This is a genomic window from Streptomyces paromomycinus, from assembly GCF_003865155.1.
Classification (GTDB): Bacteria; Actinomycetota; Actinomycetes; order Streptomycetales; family Streptomycetaceae; genus Streptomyces; species Streptomyces chrestomyceticus.
In genome coordinates, this window is sequence record NZ_BHZD01000001.1 from 8,486,393 (window position 1) to 8,502,412 (window position 16,020).

The following is a 16,020-nucleotide window of genomic DNA, read 5'->3' on the forward strand; positions in this document are numbered from 1 at the left end:
CGCACCGGGTCGCGACGGGTGTCCGGCGCGGTCCGCTCAGCCCGGCATCTTGCGGAAGTCCCAGGACACGACGGCTTCCGGGACCAGCCGCAGCCAGGCGTGCCGGCCGTCGTGCGGCATCTGTTCCAGACCGAAGTACTTGGTGGCGAACAGCCGCTCGGGCACGTCCAGTTCCGCGCAGGCGTCACCCGTTCGTGGTACCTCGCCGACGAAGTCCGCGCTGCCGGTCAGCTCGACCCCGCGCAGCTGTCCGTAGTCGTGCCCGTCGTCGACGACCACCGCGACCCGCGGGTTCTTGCGCAGCTGGCCCCAGCGCTTGCTGCGGGTGATCGAGTACAGCCAGAAGGCCGTGCCGTCCCAGGCGAACCAGAGGGCGCCGATGTGCGGCGTACCGTCCGCGCCCACGGTGGCCACCCGGCAGGTGCGCTGCTCCGTCAGGAAGGCGTCCCGTTCGTGCGGCGTCATCATGATGCGGCGCCCGCGCCGCTGTGTGCCGGTCATCCGTCGTCCACCTCCGCCGTACGGCCTGACTGAAAGTCAGGAACAGGTGCCAGGAATCATCCGGTCTCTTCCGTGCCGGCGCAATGGCGGCTACGCTCGCGCGGCTCGGCGCGACGCCGCGCCGGCACCGCGACGCCTTGGTACGGCGGTACGGCTGTGTCTCGGCACGGCGGTACGGCGGCACGGCTGCGGCTCGGTACGGCGACGCGGTTTCAACGTGTGACGACCGACTTCGCGATCACCTACCCCGGGAAGGGACGAGACGATGGCATCGGACGCCCGCCTCCTGGCACAGACCGATCCGGCGACGACGGCCCTGCTCACCGTCGAGTGCCAGCGCGGCGTCGTCGGGCCGGACGGCGCGCTGCCGGAACTGGCCGCGGCGGTCCGCGCGTCCGGGGCGCTCGCCCGGGTGGCGCGGCTGGTCGGGGCCGCGCACGACGCGGGGGTGCAGGTGCTGCACGCCGTCGCCGAGCGCCGCCCGGACGGCCGGGGCGCCAACCGCAACGCGCGCCTGTTCGCCGCCGCCGAGCGGCTGCCCGTACAGCAGACCGTCGGGACGACCGCGGTACGGGTCGCCGACCCGGTGCCCGTCTCCGAGGGCGACCTGATCGTCCGCAGGCTGCACGGGCTGTCGCCGCTCGCCGGTACGGACGTGGACCCGCTGCTGCGCAATCTCGGGTGCCGCACCCTCGTCATCGTCGGGGTGTCGGCGAACGTGGCGATCCCGAACGCCGTCTTCGACGCGGTCAACCTCGGGTACACGGCGGTGGTGCCCGCCGACGCCATCGCCGGCGTGCCGGCCGACTACACGGCGGCGATGGTCCGGCACACCCTCGCTCTCGTCGCCACCGTCACCACCACCGGTGACCTGCTGGCCTGCTGGCGCGGGACGCGGAGCCGGACGCCCGGCTTCCGGACCGCGGCCGAGTGACCGGCCGGCGGATACGGCCACCGGGCCCGCCACCAGCCCACTACCGGGCCTTCCACCAGCCCGCCATCAGCCCGCCACCAGCCCACTACCGGGCCTTCCACCAGCCCGTCACCGGCCCGGCCGTCAGCCTGCCACCGGGCCCGCGACCAGGCCCGCCACCGGGCTGCCACCGGGCCCGCCACCAGGCCCGCCCGGGGCCCCTCGGCCCCGGCTACGGGCCCGGTCACCCCAGCTTGATCGAGTCCCCCTCCACGCTCACCTTCGCCGCGACGAGCCCCTGAGTGGCGGGCCCGTTGCGTACGCTGCCGTCGGCGATGGCGTAGCTGCTGCCGTGGCAGGGACAGTTGATGGTGCCGTCCGCCACCTCGTTCACCAGGCAACCCTGATGCCGGCAGACCGCCGAGAACGCCTTGAACTCGCCCTTGGCGGGCTGGGTCACCACGACCTTGCGGTCCTTGAAGACCTTGCCGCCGCCCTCGGGGATGTCCGCGGTCCGGGCCAGCACGCCCCCGGCCGCACCGGCGCCCGCGCTCCCCGGGTCCTTGCCGCCGGGCTCCGTGTCGCCGTTCTTCGACCCGTCGCCCCCGGTGCTCCCCGACGCGTCGGGCGGCGCGGACGAGGCGCTGTCGCCGTACCCGTCCGAGCCGTTCCCGCACGCCGCGAGCGCGGCGGCCAGTCCCGCCGCGCCGGCCGCCGTGACGACCGTACGGCGTGTCGTCCGCGCGCCCGTCCGTGTGTTCGTCCGCCGCCCTGCCGATGCTTGCTGCGTCATGGGGTGCCTCCAACTGTCGGTGGCCCAGGGGCCGCCGGGTGCCGTGAGCGGTGCGTGTCACGTGGCGTGTGCGTCCCCTGGGCGTTGTGGAAGTTCCATACGGGCGGGCGGGCGCGCGTGTTCAGTTCTTGTCGAGTGCCGAGCGCAGGAAATCACGTTCGAAGCGCAGCAGGTTCGCGTTGACCGCCGGGTCGGTGGGGGCGTGTCCCGCTCCGGGCAGCGGCAGCACGCTGTGCGGCCGGCCGGCGGCCAGCAGTTCGGCGGAGAAGCGCAAGGTGTGGGCGGGGGCCACGTTGTCGTCCGCCAGCCCCTGGACGAGCAGCAGCGGACGGCGCAGCAGATGTCCGTGGCCCACCAGGGAGGAACGGGTGTAGTGGTCCGGCGTCTCCCGAGGGTGGCCGAGGAAGCGTTCCTTCCAGTGGGTGTCGTACAGCCGCTGGTCCGTGGGCGCGGCGCCGGCGACCGCCGCGTGGAAGACGTCGGGACGGTGCAGGACGGCAGCGGCGGCCAGGAAGCCGCCGAACGACCAGCCACGGATCGCCACCCGTGACAGATCCAGGTCCGCGAAGCGCGCGGCGGCAGCGTGCAGGGCGTCGGTCTGGTCCTCCAGGGCGGGCGTGAGCTGATCGCCGTGGACGGCCTTTTCCCAGGCCGGGCCCCGGCCGGGGGTTCCGCGGCCGTCCGCGACCAGTACGGCGAAGCCCTCCTCGGCGAACCACTGCGCCACACAGGCGAACCAGGTGCGGGCCCGTACGGCGAGCTGGATGCCCGGGCCTCCGTACGGGGAGAGGAGCACCGGCAGCGTGCCCGTACCGGGCTCGTACCAGGAGGGCAGATACAGCGCGGCGCGCAATTCCCGCCGTCCCAGGAGGAGGTGTTCCGGGCGTGGGGTGACGACCGGATCCTCGCCGAGCGAGGCGATGGTCCCGATCGTCCTGACGGTTCCGGCGGGTCCGTCGGCTGTGTCCGGTCCGGAACCGCGTACGCGAGTCACCGGCCGGTCCGGCCCGGCGGAGCGCACCTCGGCAACCGGCCCCTCCGGTGTCAGCCCGCTGATGACCACCGTGCCGCCCCCGGCGGCGGCCGTGAAGAGTCCCGGCCCGTCGCTCAGCCGGGTCAGGCCGTCCGCCGGGGCCCACCGCCACGCGTGCACCGCCGTCGGCTCCTCGCCGCCGGTGAACCACACCCGCTCGCCTTCCACGGCGACGACCTCCCGTACCTGTAGTCCGGGCGGTGTCACGGTGGTGCCGCCCACATTCAGGTGGCGGGTGCCGGGCGTGTCCTCGGGCAGGACCAGGGCCCCGGACGCCGTACGGGCCGGGGTCCCGGGCACGATCTCGGTCCAGGCCGGGTCGGTGCGTTCGTGCAGCGTCCGGGTCGCGCCGGTGCCGGGATCGACCGCCAGGGTGCGCAGCGTCCGCTGGTCGCGGGTCTGTACGCCGATGAGCGGCCCGTGGTTGTCCCAGCCGGCGCTGACGAGGTAGGTGTACGCGGCCCGGTCCCACGCCACGTCGACGCGGCGCTCCCCGGCGTCGGCCGCCGATCCGGAAGGCGCCACCGCCCTGGAAGCGGCCACCGTCCCGGAAGCGGCCACCGCCCTGGAAGCGGCCACCGTCCCGGTAGGAGCCACCGCCCTGGAAGCGGCCACCGTCCCGGTAGGAGCCACCGCCCTCGAAGCAGCCACCGCCCCGGAAGGCGCCACCGCCCTAGAGGCGGCCACCGGCAGGATGTGCAGCGACACCTCCGCGTTGGCCGTCCCCGCCGCGGGGTAGGCGACCGCGCGCGGCGGCCGCTCGGGGTGTGCCGGATCGCTGATGTAGCGCCGTTCCACGCCGGACGTGTCCACCCTGGCCACCAGGAGGTGACGGCTGTCCGGGGCCCACCAGTAGCCGCGCGAGCGGCCCATCGACTCGGCGGCCACGTACTCGGGCAGGCCGTAGGTGACGTCCGGCCCTTCGGGGGCCGCCAGTTGCCGGTCCTTCCCGTCCTCCAGCGCGACGACGTGCAGCGACCCACCGGTCACATACGCGACCAGCCGTCCGTCCGGAGAGGGCCGGGGACCGACGGCCGGCCCGGCGGCCGGTACGTGAACGGGGGCGCCCCCGTCCGTGCGGACCACCCACAGAGCGCCGGAGAGCGCGCAGGCCACCACGCGCGCCGCCGCGTCGGCCGCATACGCGACGACACCGGTGGAAAACTCCCGCGCCCGCTCCCGCCGCACCCGCTCGGCCTCGGGCAGCCGCCCCTCCCCGGCCTGAGTGGACTCTGCGGCCTCTGTGATCTTGGCGGTCTCTGCGGCCGGGTCGGCTCCCAACGCCACTGGATCGATCAACACCCGCTCCACGCCACCCTCGTACACCCACAGCCGGCCTACGGGGTCGCTGCTCCCGCCCGTACGGACGAAGAGCACCCGGCGGCCGTCCGGAGAGACGCCGAACTGACGCGGCACGCCGAGGGAGAAGCGCCGGGTACGGGCGTATTGCTCGGGAAAGGCGGCGGAGTTGCGGTCGACGGAGGCTGCGGGGACGTCGGCAGTTTCGGGGGCGGTGCCGGGTGAACGGAAGGGGCCGTCGGCAGGAGTCATGACGGGACTCTGGCACCGCGCGGTTCCGGCTTCCACCGCCTTACGACGTGTGGACGCGACGAAGCCCCGTGGACGGGGGAACCACGGGGCTTCGTTCGACAAGTGTACATGTGTTCAGGTGTTATGTCTCTTCTGTAGGGCTTGAGGGCTCCGCGTCACCGTGCCTCTGCAGCTCCGCGTCCCCGCAACCACGCCGCAGCACCGGGAGAAGGCGTCGAGGCGCTCAAGGAAGGCAACACGCTGCCCCACCTCGGCGCTCCCGAGGACATCGGCCCTGCCGCCCGCCCCCCGCCATGGGATGATGGCCCCGTGACCTTGGAGGACCTCGTCCGGCTCCGCCGGGCCCGTGACCTGATGGACCGCGAGTACGCGAAGCCGCTCGACGTCCCCGCGCTGGCGCGCACCGCGCTCATGTCGGCGGGCCACTTCTCCCGCAGCTTCCGCGCCGCCTTCGGGGAGACGCCGTACAGCTACCTCATGACGCGCCGCATCGAGCGGGCCAAGGCGCTGCTGCGGCGGGGCGACCTGTCGGTGACGGAGGTCTGCTTCGAGGTCGGCTGTACCTCCCTGGGGTCGTTCAGCTCGCGGTTCACCGAGCTGGTGGGCGAGAGCCCGAGCGCGTACCGGGCCCGCAGCCACGACGAGGGCGCCGCCATCCCCGCCTGCTACGCCAAGATCTACACGCGACCGGTCAGGAACGGAGAAGCGCGGCCCGCTCCCCGCCCGTAGCGTGGTGCGCATGGACATCAGCCTTTCGACCTGCTTCATCGCCGTCGACGACCACGACAAGGCGCTCGCTTTCTACCGGGACGTGCTCGGCCTGGAGGTGCGCAACGACGTCAGCTTCGAGGGGATGCGCTGGGTGACCGTCGGCGCTCCGTCGCAGCCCGACGTGAACATCGTTCTCGAACCGCCCCTCGCGGACCCGAACGCCTCGCCCGCCGACCGCGAGGCCCTGACGGAACTCCTGGCCAAGGGCCTGCTGCGGGCCGTCATCTTCACGACCGACGACTGCGACGCCACCTTCGAGCGCATCCGCGCCGCGGGCGGCGAGGTGCTCCAGGAACCGGTCGACCAGCCGTACGGCGTCCGCGACTGCGCCTTCCGCGACCCGTCCGGCAACATGCTGCGGTTCAACCAGGCCCGCAAGCAGTGACCGCGGCGCACGACGCCTGAGGACGGCCGGACCGCTTCCCCGTACATCCACAGGGGAGGCGGCCCGGCCCGCGGACGGCAAGGAGGACAGCAGGGACCGCAGGCAGGGGCAGCAGCGACAGCAGGGACGGCACGAACGGCAGCTACGGCCGGATGACAGCTCCTCTGGCTGGATAGCTCCTCAACAACGTCCGCCTCTCCAGCCACACTTGTACGGCACGTACAACGCGTTGGTGACAACTGTCCGAAGGGCCCCTGATGCACTCCGAAACAACAGGCCACGACAGTACGCCGGCGCCGGCGCCGGCGCCGGTGCGGGACAGTCGCACCACCGGCCGCGTCCCGCTGCGCGCCGACCTCAGGGCGGCCCTCCCCGACGCCGGTGCCGCGGTGGTGGTCACCGTCGCCGTGTTCGTCTTCCTGTATCTGCGGATGCGGTCCGGCGCGTCCGCGACCGTCGCGGTCATGCCCTTCATGAACGACCCCGGCACCTACTGGATGTACCTGCTCAGCCAGGCGTTCGGCTGGTCCGGGCTGCTCTGGTCGTGGGGGACGGTCATGCTCGGGCTGCTGCTGTCCGGCCCCCGGCCGGGCCGGCTGCCGGTCTCCCGGGCCGTGCTGGAGCGCTGGCACCGCACCACGAGCCTGACGACGATGGCGCTGATGTTCGCGCACGCCCTGATGTTCGGGGCCGAACTGGTGCGCGACGCGGGCGGGACGGCCTGGCTGGCGCGCCTGTGGTCGGCGTTCGCCGACACGTTCGTGCCGGGCTGGTACGACTCGGGGACCGGCAAGCTGGCCATCCCCATCGGCCAGGGCGCCCTGTACCTCGCCGTCCCGCTGGGGCTGCTCTTCTACGTCCGGCACCGCATCGGCGCGAACGCCTGGCGCCGGCTGCACCGCTTCGTCATCGTCGTGTACGTGCTGAGCGTCTGGCACACGCTGCTGTACGGGACCAACGTCTGGTACGACGAGTGGCCGCGTACCGTCCTGTGGCTGCTGCAACTGCCCGTCGCCGTGCTGCTCCTGCTCCGGCTGCTGCGTCCCGCGCGGCGGGCCGAGCGTCTGGGGGCGCCCGGACGGCAGGGGGAGGCCGCGCCGCTGCGCTGGACGGCCCGGGCCGCGGGCCGGGTCGCGGCCGCCGCCGTGATCGTCGGGCTGCTGGCCGTGGTCCTCTCCGGTCACGACGGCGGGCGGCCCCGGCCGGAGGAGCCGCCCGCGACCGCCCCGGCCGGTCAAGAACCTGAGTGACCTGTGACCGGTCCAGCCCCTCGGGAACCGGAGTGACCGGTGACCGCCCCGGCCCCCACCAGGAACCGGAGCGACACCGCCCCACCTCTCAGAAACCTGACTGACCCGGCACCGCGACAGCCGGCCGGTCACGCTCCCCGGGCAGGAACGACACCTGCGGCGCCCCCGTACGCGGGCTGACGGTGACCTCGGCCGTCACGCCGTACACCTCGGCCAGCAGTCCCTCGGTCAGCACCTCGGCGGGCGGCCCTGACGCCGTGACCTGCCCTTCGCACAGGACGTACAGGCGGTCGCAGTAGTACGCGGCGAGGTTCAGGTCGTGCAGCGCCACCAGGACCGTGGCGGGCAGCCTGCGCAGGATGCCGAGCACCGTGAGCTGGTGCCGTACGTCCAGGTGGTTGGTCGGCTCGTCGAGGACCAGCAGGGAGGGCCGCTGGGCCAGGGCGCGGGCGATGAGCACCCGCTGGCGCTCGCCGCCGGAGAGCCGGTCGAAGGACCGGTCCGCCAGCCCGGCCGCGTCCACCGACTCCAGAGCCCACGCCACCAGAGAGGCGTCCTCGGCACTGTCGCCGTCGAGCAGCCGCTTGTGCGGGGTGCGGCCCATCGCGACGACCTCGCGCACGGTCAGGTCGAAGTCGGCGGCCGACTCCTGCACCACGGCGGCCACCGTGCGGGCCAGCCGCCGTACCGGGAGCGACCAGGCGTCCGTGCCGTCCACCCGGACCCGTCCCGCGTCGGGCCGCAGCACCCGGTAGACGGCGCGCAGCAGGCTGGACTTGCCGCTGCCGTTGGGCCCGACCAGGCCGACCACCTCACCGGGCCGGGCGGTCAGGGAGACGTCGCGCACCAGGCGGTGGGCCCCGGCGGTGAGCGTGAGGCCGTCGACGGTCAGTTCGGTCGCGCTCATGCCACTCCTCGGTGCACGGTACGGCGGGCGTCCCGGCGCATCAGCCACAGGAAGAACGGTCCGCCGCACAGGGCGGTCAGCACACCGACGGGGATCTCCATGGGCGCGGCGACGGTACGTGCCGCGATGTCGGCCCAGATCAGGAACACCGCGCCGGCCAGTGCGGCGGCGGGCAGCACCCGGCGGTGGTCACCACCCACGAACAGGCGCACCACGTGCGGCAGCATCAGGCCCACGAAGCCGATCGGCCCGGCCGCGGCCACCAGGACGCCGGTGACGAGCGAGAGCAGGACGAACATCCGGGCCCGGAACCGGGCCACGTCCAGCCCCATCGTCGTGGCGGCCTCCTCGCCCGCCAGCAGCAGGTTCAGCGACCGGGCCTGGACCAGCAGGACGGCGATGCCCAGCAGCAGGGCCAGGCCCGGCAGCCACAGCGTGCCCCACTGCACCCCGCCGAGGCCTCCGAGGGTCCAGGCGAGCACGGCCCGGGCCTCGTTGCCCCGGTCGGAGGTCAGCAGCAGGATGTCCATCACCGCCGTGAGGACCGCCGCCATCGCCACCCCCGACAGCACCAGCCGTACCGAGGTGATGCGCCCGCCGGTACGGGCCGTCGTGTAGACGAGCAGCAGGGTCAGCAGTGCTCCGGCGAAGGCGGCGGCCGACAGCGACACCGGACCGAACAGGCTCACCCCGAAGACGATCACCATGACGGCGCCCAGGGACGCACCCGAGGAGACACCCAGCAGATACGGCTCCGCCAGCGGGTTGCGGACCAGTGCCTGCATGGCCGTACCGATCACCGCGAGCCCCGCGCCGGTCACCGCGCCGAGCGCCACCCGCGGCGCCCGTACGTCCAGCACGATGGTCTCGCGCGCCCGGGACCACCCCGGGTCCGCCAGGTCGGCGCCGAGCGCGTGGGTCACGATGCCCCACACCTCGCCGGGCGGCACGTGCACCGACCCGATCGCCATCCCCGCCGTGGCGGAGACCAGCAGCAACACGCCGAGCACGACGAGGGTGACGGCGAAGGACCGGCGGCGCGGCGGCGTATCGGGCCGGTGCTCGCGGGTGACCGCCGTCCCGGCGGCGGCGGTCACCGGAACCGCTCGGGGTGCAGGGCGCGGGCCAGCTCCTCCACCGCGTACGGCGGCCGCACCCCCACCAGGGTCGCGGTCAGCGGCAGCACGACGAACCGTTTGTTCCTCACCGCGGGCACGTCGGCGAGCGCGGGCTGCGACAGCAAAAACTTCTTCTTCTGCTCGACGCTCCCGGCCCCCGCGTAGTCGTAGATCGCGATGACCTCGGGCTTCCGGTCGACGACCTGCTCCCAGGACGCGTCACCGAAGACCTTGTCCAGGTCCGCGAAGACGTTCCGGCCGCCCGCGCGCTGGATGATCTCGGTGCCGAGACTCTTGCCGCCGGCGGTGAAGGCCGCCTTGTCGCCGCTGTCGTACACGAAGACCGGGACGGCGGGGGCGCCCTTGACCGCCTCGGTGGTCCGGTCCACCCGCGCCTTGAGGTCGGCGGCCAGCTCGGCGGCGCGGTCCCGTACGCCGAAGATGCTGCCGATCGTGCGGACCTCGTCGTACGTGTCCTGCATGGACACCTGCTTCTTCCCGCAGTACTCGCGGTTGAGGTAGGTGTTGATCCCGGCGTCGGCGAACGCCTTGCGCGAGCGGCCCTCGTTCTCGGCGAAGGCGCTGGCGTAGCCGCCGTAGACGAGGTCCGGACCGGCTTCCAGAACGGTTTCGAAGGACGGTTCCTTCTTCGCCAGTTGCGGCAGCGCCTCATAGTCCTTGCGCAGGTGCGGCAGGACGGACGAGTCGGGGAAGGCGGTGCCGATCATCCGGTCCTTGAGCCCCAACGCCAGCATCAGTTCGGCGGGGTGCTGGTGGATGGTGAGCACCCGGGAGGGCGGCTTCCGGTAGGTGGTACGGATGCCGCAGTTGTCGATGGTGACCGGGAAACCTTTCGCCGCGGTGGCCGCGGGCTCCGCGTCACCCGCGGTGTCCCGCGCCGTGCCGCAGCCGCCCAGCAGTGCGGCGGACAGGGCCAGGGCCACCGCCGGTGCCGTGGCGCGCCGGAACCGGCGCCGCCGGGTGGCGGGGGGAGAAAAGGGGGGACGGGTCGTGCCGTCGTACACGTAGAGCCTCCTGCGGAGTCCGCGCTCCTCGGAACGGGCCCGCGACAGGCCAGTGTCCTGACTCCCGGATCGACGTTCCCCCGGCCGTCCCGCGCCGCGCGCGGTGGCCCGAACTGCCTGATGAAAGGTCACTCCCCGGTCACAGTGGCGGGACCGCGCCGGACTCGCACCGGCTTCCTGTCTCCCGTCGCGGTGATGACCAGGTGATATTACGGTCGGTCGGACCGGGGGCAAAGGGCGCGCGTACGGTTCCGCGCGCCGTCCGCGGTGCACGGGCGCCGGGCCGCGCCGTACGGCCCGGCGCCCCGGTCATGCCGCGCGGACCGCCCGGAGCACCAGCCGCTCGGCGTCCTGGTCGTACGGGCGGCCGTCGAAGCCGCCGAAGACCTCGACCTCCTGGAAGCCTGCCTCCCCGGCCATCCGCCGCAACTCCACGGCGCTGTAGACGAACCAGACCAGGCTCGTACGTGTCACCCGGTCGCCCCGCACGAGCACCCAGTCGCTGCGCAGCCGCGCCCAGTCGTCCAGCACCGTGTCGGTCTGCACCAGCAGGTCGTCGCCGCGCTGTACGACCTTCGGCGGTGTGACCCTACGGGCCAGCAGTTCCTTTCCGGCCATGTCCAGAAGCAGGGTCCCGCCGGGCGCCAGGCAGTCGTGCATCGTGCGCAGCACACGGGCGTTGTCGGCGGGGTCCTCGAAATAGCCGAACGACGTGAACATGTTGAGGACCACGTCGAAGGCCCCGGGCTCGGAGAACTCCCGCATGTCGGCCTGGACGTAGCGGGCGGTGACTCCGGCGTCGGCGGCCCGTTTCCGGGCCCGGTCCAGCATCGCCGGGCTGCGGTCGACGCCCGTCACACCAAAGCCCCGGCGGGCGAGCGGGACGGTGAACACCCCCGGGCCGCAGCACAGGTCCAGCACCTGGGCCCCGGCCGGGAAGGACAGCAGGGGAGAGGTGTCGAGCAGCTCCTCGGCCTGGGCGTAGCGGCTGTCGGAGAAGAGGAAGTCGTAGAACTCGGTCCAGAAGTCATCGTCCTGGAATCCGCCCGTGTGCGTCATCGGGTACCGGAGTTCCTTCCTTGAGGTCCTTGAGACCCGTGAGGTCCGTGAGGGGGGTGGCGGGGGTGAGGCCGTCGGGGGCCGGAGCCGGGGGAGCTGCGTTCCGTTCCGCCGTGAGGCCGTCGGGGGCGGCGGGAGCGGTGCCCTGCTTCCGCCGCAGGGCGAGCAGGAGCGGCGGCAGCAGGACGCACTGGGCCGCGGCGAACAGCCAGAACCAGCCCGCGTGCCCGGCGCGTTCGCCGAAGCCGTAGAGCTGCCCGCCCAGCACGCCGCTGGCACAGGCGCCCAGACCCGCGGCGAGCCGCTGCTGCCCGAAGACCACGGCGTCCGAGCGGGAACTGCGGCGCAGCGCCTCCAGGTCGTTCTTGAGGAAGAGCACGATGTCGCCGAGCGTGATCAGGACACCGCCCGCCAGCAGGGCGGGCCTCGTTCCGGCGGCCAGGACCGCCATCCCGGCGGCCAGCCCCGTGAACCCGACCGCCAGGGCGACGGGATAGCGCATCCGCCGGATGGCACCCGACGCGAGCGGCTGGACGACGATGACGAGGACGGAGCAGGTCAGCAGCACCAGGCTGTAGAACTCGCTGGAGGCGCGCTCGACGGCGTACACGGCGAGGTAGTGCTGGAAGTGGAAGTAGAGGTAGAACGCCAGGCCGTTGGCGACGAAGGGGAGGACGGCGATTCCGGTGAGCAGACCCTGGCCGGCCGCCGGTGCGCTGCCGGAACGTTCCTTCTCCGGCCCCACCGCCGGCAGCCGGGCGTGCCCCACGGCCACCGCGGCGAACAGCGCCGTCACGACGAGGAACAGCGGACCGGGGGTCGACAGCACGAACGGACCCGCGACCAGCGGGCCCGCGGCCATCCCCGCGTTGAGCGCCGCGTTGCCCGCGGACAGGAACGCGGGCCTGCGCTCCTCGGTCACACCGTGCACCAGGTACGCCTTGTTGGCCGGCAGGTACAGCGCGGCGCCGCAGCAGGTCAGGATCAGCGCCGCCACCGCAACCGGCGGCCACCGCAGCGCCGCCAGGAACGCCGCGAAGCCCGCCGTACGGATCACCAGCGCCCAGAGCATCGTGCGCCGCAGCCCCACCCGGTCGGCGAGGGCCCCGCCGAGAACGCCCCCCGAGAACTGCACGAGGGACGCGGCGGCCAGCACCACACCGACCGCTCCGAGCCCCATGCCCAGCCGCTCGTGCAGGAAGACCGACATGAACGGCAGGACCATGAAACTGCCGAGCGGGATGAGGAAGGAGCTGAGCAGCAGGAAGCGCAGCGGCCCGGTGAGGGTGGACAGCGCGGTGCGGAGCCCCGGGCCGCCGTCTGTGCGTTCAGTCACCGGAGCCCTGGCCCGCCTGGCTCGCCGTAGCGTCCGCCGCCGTACCGGCCGCGCCCGTTGTACCGGCTGCGCCCGCCGTACCGGCCGTGTCCGGCACGCCTGCCCCGTCCGTCGTCCCCGCCACGCGGAACGGCTCCGTCCGCACCCGTACGGCGTTGGCCGCCGCGACCGCGCAGTGCGTGGCCAGTTCGGCCGTCTCGCCCTCCGCGTAGACGATGCCCGCGTAACCGCGGCTGTCGCCCAGGTGCTCGACGGGGTCGCCGGTCCGCTTGACCGGGTACCAGGCGGGCGAGCCCGGCATGTCCGGCAGCCGGTCGAGTCCGTCGACGCCGGTGAACACCCCTGGTTCCGCGGGGTACCCGAGGACGAAGGCCGAGGCGGGGCCGCCGGGCAGCGCCGCGTCCATGAGTCCGGGGCGGCTGCCGAGGGCCGCTTCCACCATCGCCTCGTACACGTTGACGCCGAGGGCCCGGCACAGCCCCTCACCGACGAGCGCGCCGCCGATCCGCGGGTTGATCTCCACCACTTCCGGGCCGGCGGTGGTCAGGGCGAACTCCACGTGGGCGAACCGGTCGGTGTAGCCGACGGCGGCCAGCACATCGTCCAGCCACCGCTCCAGAGCGTCCCGGCGCGGCTGCGGGAAGGCGACGGGGAACGCGGTGATCTCCTCCCGGAAGTGCGGCTCGGGCGACATCAGCCGGCTGGAGACGCCCAGCAGCCGGGTCCGCCCCGCCCAGGTGAGGGTCTCCGCGCTGTACACCGGTCCGGAGAAGTACGGTTCGGCGAAGAGGCGGCCCTTGAGCTGCCGTCCGGCGGCCTCGGCGAGCGCCGCGTCCAGTTCCCGCTCGTCCCGTACGAGCCAGACGTTCTGGCTTCCGGTGCCCGCGGTGTCCTTGAGGATCGCGGGCAGGCCCACCGCCTTCACCAGCAGCGCTGCCGTCGCCGGGTCGCCGCTGTCCGCCTCCGCCGCGCGGGCCCGGGTCAGCCCGGCCGCGAACAGCCGGTCCCGTACGGCGGCCTTGTCACGGGTCAGCCGCAGCACCGCCGCGTCGAGGCCGGGCAGTCCGAAGCGGGCGGTGAGTTCGGCGCCGACCAGCATCCAGGTGTCGGTCGAGCTGATCAGCCCCCGCAGGTCCGGGGTCCGGCCGAGCTGTTCCGCCACCAGTTCCGTGTCGAAGGTGTCGGTCTCCACCACGTCGAGGGCGCCCGCGGGCAGCCGCTCCAGCTCGTACGCGTAGTACGCGGGATCGCGGGTCAGCAGCCGCAGCGGCTCGCCCAGCCGGGCGGCGGCGCGCGTCAGGTGGCCCAGCCCGAAGGTGAGCGCTTCCAGGCAGACCACGGTCATGCGCGGGCCTCCGCACGGCGGGACGGCCAGGCGGCGCGGTTCCACGCCATCGTCGACCAGGGCATGGTCATCTCCTCGGGACTGCCGACCTCGGCCGGCTTCAGTGCGGCCAGGTCCACGGCCTCCCGGTGGCGGGCATAGACCCGTTCCACGTAGCGGTGGCCGGTGTCGGCACCGATCACCAGGTGGAGCCGGTCGGGGTGGCGGCGGGACTCGTGGGTGGCGGTCAGGTAGGCGGCGCCGGTGGACAGCCCGGCGAAGACGGCGTGCTCGCGCAGCAGGGCGACGGCGCCGGACATGGCGTGCGTGAAGTCCATCCAGTGCACCGCGTCGTACAGCTGGTGGCGGACGTTGTCGAAGGGGATCGAGGAACCGATACCGGCGATGATGGCTTCCGGGTCGTGGTGGTCCTGGCTCCCGAAGGTGACGCTGCCGAACGGCTGCACCCCGACCAGCCGGACGCCGGGATCCCGGCGGCGCAGATGCTGCACGAGGCCGCCGGTCGAGGCTCCCGACCCGACGCCGCCGACGACCGTCAGGGTGCGGTCCGGCAGGGCCGCGGTCACCAGGTCGGCGACCTCCTGGTAGCCCAGGTAGTGGATGGCGTCGTGGTACTGGCGCATCCAGTGGACGTCGGGCCGTTCGGCGAGGATCTCCCGGACCCGCCGGACCCGCAGCTCCTGGTCGAGCTTGAGGTTCTTCGACGGTCTGACCTGCTCGACCGTCGCGCCGAGGATCTCCAGTTGGGCGAGGGTGGTGGCGTCCACGGTGGTCGAGGCCACGATGTGGCAGCGCAGGCGGTAGCGGTGGCAGGCCAGTGCCAGGGCGTAGGCGTAGATGCCGCTGGAACTGTCGATCAGGGTCTGTCCGGTACGGACGGTGCCCCGGTCGAGCAGGTGCCGGACGGCGGCCAGCGCGGAGTAGATCTTCATCGACTCGAAGCGCAGCAGCACCATGCCGTCCGACAGCCGGACGAGGTCGGGGATCTTGAGGGCGTCGGCTATGTGGGGATGGGGGTCGGCCGTGTGGGGATGTGTCACGCGTAGCCTCCTTGGGCGAAAGAGCACTGGTGACCGAGCGAACGGAAGAAGGCGGACAGCTCCCCCTTCAGGGACGGCGCCGGCCGGCCGCTGAAGAGGTAACCGACGAGCGATCCGGTGTGGGCGACGAAGACGCCGTCCGCGCCGAACTCCTCGCGGTGGGCCAGCACGGTCTCGAAGGTGTGCTTGGGCAGCACCTCCTGGGACAGCACGCTGCTGAAGGTCGCGGCCCGGGCCACGGCCGCCGGGTCGCCGGAGGCGAAGCCTTTCAGCAGGTCGGTCAGGCACCTCTCGTACTCCGTGGCACAGCGCCGGTAGTGGCGCCGCAGCACCGGCGTGACCGCGGCGGTGTCCACCGTGCCCGGCTCCATGACGAAAGCGGTGTGGAAGCCGATGCCGGTGCCCAGCCGCCGTACGACCCGGTGCCGTCCGCTCAGATAGAGCGCGAACTCGTCGAGGAACACGCTGTCGGCGCGCTCTATCGCCGACAGGACGCGGAGGACGGCCCCGGTGTCGTACGGCAGCGAGAAGAGCCGGAACAGGCAGCGCAGGGTCGCCACGATGTCCGCCGTCGAACTGGCCATGCCCACCCCGACGTGCAGGTCCGAGTGGGAACTCCAGCGGCCCGGCGGCAGCGTCCGGCCGAAGTGCTCCAGGAAGAGCCGCGCGGCCGTGGCCGCCTTCGCGCCGAGAGGTGGTGCGTGGGGCGGGGCGTCGGGCGGTGCGTCACCGGGGCCGGCGTCCGGCGAGAAGTACACCCAGGAGTGGCGGTCCACGGGGAACGAGACGATCGCGATGTCCGCGTCACCGCCGGGGCGCAGCGGGCCCTGGAACAACTCGCCCAGCGTCCCCTGGCAGACGCCGGAGACCCACCGTGCCGGCGCGCCGACGGGGGTGGTCAGCATCGGGCACCGCACAACGGCCCTGCCGGGCCCGGCCGTCGGCCGCCCCGGAGACTTTCCCTGCGGTATTCCTCGGTCACGAACACGCCCT

Annotated in this window: 15 protein-coding genes and 1 riboswitch; of the genes, 4 read left to right on the forward strand and 11 right to left on the reverse strand. The window is 73.1% G+C overall.

Annotated elements, in window-relative coordinates:
- Positions 1-36: 36 nt before the first annotated feature.
- Positions 37-501 carry a pyridoxamine 5'-phosphate oxidase family protein gene (locus OEIGOIKO_RS36535; RefSeq protein ID WP_125057627.1) on the reverse strand — a complete coding sequence of 155 codons (465 nt, stop codon included), beginning with the start codon at positions 499-501 and terminating at the stop codon, positions 37-39.
- Positions 502-766: 265 nt separating this feature from the next.
- Between OEIGOIKO_RS36535 and OEIGOIKO_RS36540 the strand changes: the two genes are divergently transcribed.
- The gene (locus tag OEIGOIKO_RS36540) at positions 767-1,435 is read left to right on the forward strand and encodes a cysteine hydrolase family protein (protein ID WP_125057628.1); all 669 of its coding nucleotides are present in this window, start codon (positions 767-769) and stop codon (positions 1,433-1,435) included.
- Between the two features lie 223 nt (positions 1,436-1,658).
- On the opposite strand, the gene OEIGOIKO_RS36545 is transcribed toward OEIGOIKO_RS36540, so the two are convergent.
- Positions 1,659-2,207, reverse strand: coding sequence for a Rieske (2Fe-2S) protein (locus tag OEIGOIKO_RS36545; protein WP_125057629.1), 549 nt, complete (start codon positions 2,205-2,207; stop codon positions 1,659-1,661).
- Positions 2,208-2,328: 121 nt separating this feature from the next.
- Positions 2,329-4,791 (reverse strand): S9 family peptidase, encoded by a 2,463-nt coding sequence (locus OEIGOIKO_RS43265; protein WP_246177777.1) that lies wholly within the window; start codon positions 4,789-4,791, stop codon positions 2,329-2,331.
- Between the two features lie 309 nt (positions 4,792-5,100).
- On the opposite strand from OEIGOIKO_RS43265, the gene OEIGOIKO_RS36560 reads away from it, so the two are divergent.
- From OEIGOIKO_RS36560 to OEIGOIKO_RS36570, 3 genes are all read left to right on the forward strand, one after another.
- On the forward strand, positions 5,101-5,520 hold the full coding sequence (locus OEIGOIKO_RS36560; protein ID WP_125048403.1) for a helix-turn-helix domain-containing protein: 420 nt from the start codon (positions 5,101-5,103) through the stop codon (positions 5,518-5,520).
- 10 nt (positions 5,521-5,530) lie between these two features.
- On the forward strand, positions 5,531-5,947 hold the full coding sequence (locus tag OEIGOIKO_RS36565) for a VOC family protein (RefSeq protein WP_031005272.1): 417 nt from the start codon (positions 5,531-5,533) through the stop codon (positions 5,945-5,947).
- A gap of 257 nt (positions 5,948-6,204) precedes the next feature.
- The gene (locus OEIGOIKO_RS36570; RefSeq protein WP_125057630.1) at positions 6,205-7,197 is read left to right on the forward strand and encodes a ferric reductase-like transmembrane domain-containing protein; all 993 of its coding nucleotides are present in this window, start codon (positions 6,205-6,207) and stop codon (positions 7,195-7,197) included.
- A gap of 88 nt (positions 7,198-7,285) precedes the next feature.
- Here OEIGOIKO_RS36570 and OEIGOIKO_RS36575 read toward each other — a convergent pair whose 3' ends face one another.
- The 8 genes from OEIGOIKO_RS36575 to OEIGOIKO_RS36610 form a co-directional block, all read right to left on the reverse strand.
- Positions 7,286-8,104 carry an ABC transporter ATP-binding protein gene (locus OEIGOIKO_RS36575; protein ID WP_125057631.1) on the reverse strand — a complete coding sequence of 273 codons (819 nt, stop codon included), beginning with the start codon at positions 8,102-8,104 and terminating at the stop codon, positions 7,286-7,288.
- On the reverse strand, positions 8,101-9,201 hold the full coding sequence (locus tag OEIGOIKO_RS36580; protein ID WP_125057632.1) for a FecCD family ABC transporter permease: 1,101 nt from the start codon (positions 9,199-9,201) through the stop codon (positions 8,101-8,103). The genes OEIGOIKO_RS36575 and OEIGOIKO_RS36580 overlap by 4 nt, the downstream gene beginning before the upstream one ends.
- The gene (locus OEIGOIKO_RS36585; protein WP_125057633.1) at positions 9,198-10,247 is read right to left on the reverse strand and encodes an ABC transporter substrate-binding protein; all 1,050 of its coding nucleotides are present in this window, start codon (positions 10,245-10,247) and stop codon (positions 9,198-9,200) included. The genes OEIGOIKO_RS36580 and OEIGOIKO_RS36585 overlap by 4 nt, the downstream gene beginning before the upstream one ends.
- 30 nt (positions 10,248-10,277) lie before the next feature.
- Positions 10,278-10,461: riboswitch (cobalamin riboswitch) on the reverse strand.
- Between the two features lie 95 nt (positions 10,462-10,556).
- Positions 10,557-11,306: a class I SAM-dependent methyltransferase gene (locus tag OEIGOIKO_RS36590; protein ID WP_125057634.1), complete on the reverse strand. Its 750-nt coding sequence runs from the start codon at positions 11,304-11,306 to the stop codon at positions 10,557-10,559.
- Positions 11,275-12,642 carry an MFS transporter gene (locus OEIGOIKO_RS36595; protein ID WP_125057635.1) on the reverse strand — a complete coding sequence of 456 codons (1,368 nt, stop codon included), beginning with the start codon at positions 12,640-12,642 and terminating at the stop codon, positions 11,275-11,277. Before OEIGOIKO_RS36595 ends, OEIGOIKO_RS36590 begins: the two co-directional genes overlap by 32 nt.
- Positions 12,635-13,987 (reverse strand): ATP-grasp domain-containing protein, encoded by a 1,353-nt coding sequence (locus OEIGOIKO_RS36600; RefSeq protein ID WP_125057636.1) that lies wholly within the window; start codon positions 13,985-13,987, stop codon positions 12,635-12,637. The genes OEIGOIKO_RS36595 and OEIGOIKO_RS36600 overlap by 8 nt, the downstream gene beginning before the upstream one ends.
- Positions 13,984-15,027: a cysteine synthase family protein gene (locus OEIGOIKO_RS36605; RefSeq protein ID WP_246177779.1), complete on the reverse strand. Its 1,044-nt coding sequence runs from the start codon at positions 15,025-15,027 to the stop codon at positions 13,984-13,986. Before OEIGOIKO_RS36605 ends, OEIGOIKO_RS36600 begins: the two co-directional genes overlap by 4 nt.
- On the reverse strand, positions 15,024-15,932 hold the full coding sequence (locus OEIGOIKO_RS36610; RefSeq protein ID WP_125057637.1) for a GHMP family kinase ATP-binding protein: 909 nt from the start codon (positions 15,930-15,932) through the stop codon (positions 15,024-15,026). Before OEIGOIKO_RS36610 ends, OEIGOIKO_RS36605 begins: the two co-directional genes overlap by 4 nt.
- Positions 15,933-16,020: the final 88 nt, after the last annotated feature.